The organism is Mesorhizobium sp. M7A.F.Ca.MR.362.00.0.0 (assembly GCF_004023175.1).
In the GTDB taxonomy this organism is placed as follows: domain Bacteria; phylum Pseudomonadota; class Alphaproteobacteria; order Rhizobiales; family Rhizobiaceae; genus Mesorhizobium.
Genome location: NZ_RZTF01000372.1, coordinates 1 through 4,629 on the forward strand (window position 1 = coordinate 1; position 4,629 = coordinate 4,629).

The window sequence follows — 4,629 nt, forward strand, 5'->3', positions numbered from 1 at the left end:
GTCGATGACGACGTCGATCAGCGGATTGGTGACCAGAATCTCGTTCGAAGTGACGGCGATCTTGCCGCTCTCGATAGCGCCGGTGACTTTCGACGCGGTGTCGGCTTCGACGGCCATGGCTTCGTCGCCATAGGCGATACGGATGGCATCGCGCGCGGTGTGCGGGCGGCGCGTCGAGACGGCGCAGATCGAAATGCCTGGCATCAGCATGCCTTGGGTGACCAGATCGGTGCCCATTTCGCCCGAACCGATGACACCGATGCGCACTGGGCGGCCTTCGGCGGCACGCTTGGCGAGATCACGGGCAAGCCCGGTCAGGGCGACGTTGGTCATGCAGGAAATGTCCACAGCTTCGTGATTTGGGGTCGGATAGCAGGGAACGGGTTCTATTTGCCAACGAAACCCGGTCGCAACCGGCAATTTCCCACGAAATCGTCTCGGAGGGGACGTCCGCCGAGGCTCGATTGGCCGAAGCGCAACCAATTGACATCGCAGCTGACAACCCCAATAAAACATTCGTTTGTCAACAAAGGCAAATGTTCACCGACGCGACAGTCGGAAAGCATTCGCCTCTGGGGCAAATTGGGGAGTGTCTTTGCGCCAGGGCGTCAAAGGCTGGATGGAGCATCATTGCGAGGCGTCGAGCGAAGGCTCGCGGCTCCAGGGGAGGAAAAATGGATACTGTTCTCGCGGGCCTAAAAGGGGCCATCGATACGCTTGGCCCGACGATCCTGCTGCCAATTGTCATTTTCATCATCGCCGTGGTTCTGGGCGCCAAGGTCAGCAAGGCTTTTCGCGCCGCCGTCACCATCGGCGTCGCCTTCATCGGCATCAATCTGGTGCTTGGCCTCATGTTCACGTCGATTGGCGACGTCGCCAAGGCCATCGTCACCAACACCGGTATTCATCGCGACATCATCGATGTCGGCTGGCCCTCCGCGGCCGCGATCGCCTTCGGCTCGTCGGTCGGCCTTTGGGTCATTCCGGTCGGCATCCTCGTCAACATCGTGCTGTTGCTGACACGCATGACGCGCACGCTCAATGTCGACGTCTGGAATTTCTGGCACTTCGCCTTTGTCGGCTCGCTGGTCGTCGCCGCAACCGACAATTTGGCCTATGGCATCGCGGTCGCAGCACTTGTCGCAGCACTCTCGCTGCTGTTCGCCGACTGGTCGGCGCGCGCGGTACAGCAGTTCTACGGCGTGCCCGGCATTTCCGTGCCGCATCTCGCCTCGGCACAGATCCTGCCGATCGCCATTGTGCTCAACTGGATAATGGACCGCATTCCCGGGATCAACCGCATCAACATCAACACGGACACCATCGAGCGCAGGTTCGGCGTGTTCGGAGAACCTGTCGTGATGGGCCTCATCATCGGCCTCGTGCTTGGTGCGATCGCCTTCTACAATGCGGGTGATCTCAGCGTGGTGCTGGCCAAGGTCCTGGGCACCGGCATGACGCTGGCCGCGGTGATGCTGCTGCTGCCGCGCATGGTCAAGATCCTGATGGAGGGGCTGATCCCCGTCTCCGATGCCGCACAGGCGTTCGTGCGCAAACGCACCGGTGACCGAGAGCTTCTCGTTGGTCTCGATTCGGCGATCCTGATCGGCCATCCGGCCGCGATCTCGTCGTCGCTGATCCTGGTGCCGATCGCGATCATTCTGTCCATCATCCTGCCGGGCAACCGCGTCATCCTGTTCGCCGACCTCGCGGTCATCCCCTTCATCGTCGCCATGACCGCGCCGCTGGTCAAAGGCAACGTGTTCCGCATGGTGGTGATCGGCACGGTGACGCTGGCCATCGGCTTCTACGTCGCCAACGCGCTGGCGCCGCTGTTCACCAGCGCAGCAGTCTCGTCGGGCTTCAAGCTGCCGGCGGACGCGCTGCAGATCACCTCGGTGGTCGACGGCTTCCTGTGGGTGCCTTACGTGGTCATCGAGGCGATCCAGGGGATGGGGCTTGTCGGCATCATAGTGATCGCGGTGGTTATCGCGGCATTGTTTGTCCTCTACCGCCGCAATCCGCTCGGCTGGGAGCGGGCCGCGGGCGCCGAGGACGAGCCGGCCGAAGAGACGGCCTGAACCTGATAGCGTCCACCCTCAAACCGATCGTGCGCCCTTCCCGGGGCGCACGATTTCATAGACGGAGCAAAGAATGTCCGACGGACTCATGCAGCTTCTGGACCCTGACGCGATCGTGCTCGGATCCGATGCCTCGACCAATGAGGAGATCATCCGCATCCTGGCGGGCCGGCTGGAGAGACTTGGCTATGTCAAAAACAGCTATGCCGACGCGGTCGTGCGCCGCGAATTGACCATCCCGACCGGACTGCCGCTGGAACGCTCCGATAATGTCGCGGTGCCGCACACCGATCCGGAGCATGTGCTGAAGCCTGGCATCGCGATGGGCACATTGAAGCAACCAGTGACCTTCGCCAACATGGAGGATCCCGACGAGATGCTGCCGGTCGGCTTCGTCTTCCTGCTTGCCATCAACGACAAGGACAAGCAGATTGACGCGCTGCAGGCCGTCATGGCCACCATCCAGAACCCGCAAGCCTTGGATGATTTGAGGTCGGCCAGAACCCTCGAAGACGTGCGAGCCGTACTCGGCTGAAACAAGGAGAAGCAGAGATGTCCAGACAGAAAACCATTCTCTTTGCCTGCGGCACGGGCATCGCCACCTCGACCGCGGTCAATGTCGCCGTCACCGAGGAAATGAAGAAACGCGGCCTCACCTTCAATGCCCAGCAGGCAAAGGCCACCGAAGTGCCCGGACTGGCCGACAATGTCGACTTCATCGTCGCAACCACCCCGATCTCCGCTTCGGTGACCAAGCCGGTGATCAAGGGCCTCGCCTTCCTCACCGGCATCGGCAAGGACAAGGTGCTCGACGAGATCGAGGCGCAATTGCGCAAGTGACGGTCCAGACGCGACGCGCAGGCTGACGCGGCTTCACACCACCCTGACATAGCTCGTCATTCCCGATTTCTGGTGCTCGATGATGTGGCAGTGCAGCAGCCAATCGCCGGGATTGTCGGCGACGAAGCCGAGCTGAACCTTCTCGTTGGGCTGGATGAGATAGGTGTCGGAAATCACAGGCTGAACCTGGCGCGTCGAGGATGACAGCACTTTGAAGCTCATACCGTGCAGATGCATCGGATGGGATTGCGGCGTCAGGTTCTCCATGTCGATGACGTAGCTTTGGCCAAGCTTCAATTCGGCCAGCGGCGCGGTCGGATCCTTGGTGTCGCCAGGCCACGGCACTTTGTTGAGAGCCCAGAAACTATAGCCAAGCGAACCGCAGATGCCATCGCTCGGGACGTTTTCCGCCGTGGCGCTTAGTGCCAGGGAAATATGCCTGGCACTGGCGAGATCCACTTCCGCCACCGGATTGAGCTCCAGCGGAGCAACATCGCGAATGTCCCGTTTGAGGGATTTTCCTGTCGCGCGCAGGGTTGCCAGGATTTTTGGCTTGGTGCCCCTGACGTCCCTCAAGCTGACCATCGCGCCTTCCTCGTCGGGCATGCGTATGGCCAGTTCCATGCGCTGGCCGGGTCCAAGCAGCAAGGCGTCGGGCGAAAAACGCTCAGGCACCGGATTGCCGTCGAGCGCCATGACACTCGCCTCCGCACCGTCGACGCGAAAAGCGTAGATGCGCGTCACGTCGGTGATGGCGACGCGCAGCCGCGCAAGTCCGCCGGCCGGCGCATCATATTGCGGCTGATCGAGCCAATTGGCGGTGCGTACCGTGCCGTAAGTGCCGGTTCTCGCGGCATCGCGCGGCCGGAACTGGTCGATGAACTGACCGTCGTCGCCGAGGCGCCAGTCGCGCAAATTGAGGACGATTTCGGCATCGAATTTCGGATCGTTGGGATTCTCGACCACGATCACGCCGGTCAGGCCATGGCCCATCTGCTCCAGCGTATTGCAATGCGGGTGGTACCAGAAGGTGCCGGCATCGGGCGGCGTGAAGGCGTAGTCGAAATGATCGCCGGTGTAGACGTAGGGCTGGACCAGAAACGGCACGCCGTCCATCTTGTTGGGAACGCGAATACCGTGCCAGTGGATCGTCGTCGGATCGTCGATCGCGTTGACAAGGCGTGCAGCGAAGGGCTCGCCTTTTTTCATCCTGAGCACGGGCGGCATTCCGGTGTTGCCATAGGTCAGCACATCCCTGGTCTGGCCGATATCCATCAGCTTCGCCTGGATCTTTGCCGTCTGCAAAACCACCGGCTCAGGCGTCGCGGCGGCCCAGCCACCAAGCCGGCCCATCGCCGAAAGCCCGATCCCGCCCGCGCCGGCAACCGCAGCCGTCTTCAAAAGCCTGCGGCGTGTGAGTAAGGTCATTCGGCGCTCCAACTATAAAGACGGCTGCCCGCGCAGGTGTAACCGCCGCGCCACGGATCACAAGCCGGCAACCAGCGCAAATTCTGTTGAACGCTTGCCGCCGCTATTCAGCCGCCTCGGCATAATGTGCCGGCACGTAGTTGAGGATGGGGCCAAGCCAGCGCTCAACCTCGGCCAATGGCATCGCCTTGCGTCGTGCGTAATCCTCGACCTGGTCGCGTTCGACCTTGGCGACGCCGAAATAATAGCTTTCGGGATGCGCCAGATAGATGCCTGATAC

The 4,629-nt window shown here is 61.5% G+C and carries 5 protein-coding genes and 1 pseudogene; 3 read left to right on the forward strand and 3 right to left on the reverse strand.

Going from position 1 to position 4,629, the window contains the following annotated elements:
• Positions 1 to 333, reverse strand: a pseudogene (locus EOC06_RS30285) (homoserine dehydrogenase); the annotation flags it as partial.
• A 341-nt stretch (positions 334 to 674) separates the two neighbouring features.
• On the opposite strand from EOC06_RS30285, the gene EOC06_RS30290 reads away from it, so the two are divergent.
• From EOC06_RS30290 to EOC06_RS30300, 3 genes are all read left to right on the forward strand, one after another.
• Positions 675 to 2,081 carry a PTS galactitol transporter subunit IIC gene (locus tag EOC06_RS30290; protein ID WP_027035737.1) on the forward strand — a complete coding sequence of 469 codons (1,407 nt, stop codon included), beginning with the start codon at positions 675 to 677 and terminating at the stop codon, positions 2,079 to 2,081.
• A 73-nt stretch (positions 2,082 to 2,154) separates the two neighbouring features.
• The gene (locus EOC06_RS30295) at positions 2,155 to 2,616 is read left to right on the forward strand and encodes a PTS sugar transporter subunit IIA (RefSeq protein WP_128309523.1); all 462 of its coding nucleotides are present in this window, start codon (positions 2,155 to 2,157) and stop codon (positions 2,614 to 2,616) included.
• 17 nt (positions 2,617 to 2,633) lie between these two features.
• The gene (locus EOC06_RS30300; RefSeq protein ID WP_023809203.1) at positions 2,634 to 2,921 is read left to right on the forward strand and encodes a PTS sugar transporter subunit IIB; all 288 of its coding nucleotides are present in this window, start codon (positions 2,634 to 2,636) and stop codon (positions 2,919 to 2,921) included.
• 33 nt (positions 2,922 to 2,954) lie between these two features.
• Here the strand turns inward: EOC06_RS30300 and EOC06_RS30305 are convergent, their stop codons facing one another.
• Together EOC06_RS30305 and EOC06_RS43865 are read right to left on the reverse strand one after the other, a co-directional pair.
• A complete protein-coding gene (locus EOC06_RS30305) occupies positions 2,955 to 4,349 on the reverse strand; it encodes a multicopper oxidase family protein (protein ID WP_128309524.1) in 1,395 nt (464 codons plus the stop codon).
• Positions 4,350 to 4,452: 103 nt separating this feature from the next.
• Positions 4,453 to 4,629 (reverse strand): vitamin B12 dependent-methionine synthase activation domain-containing protein (locus EOC06_RS43865; RefSeq protein WP_245470219.1); only part of this gene is annotated, 177 nt, incomplete at its 5' end.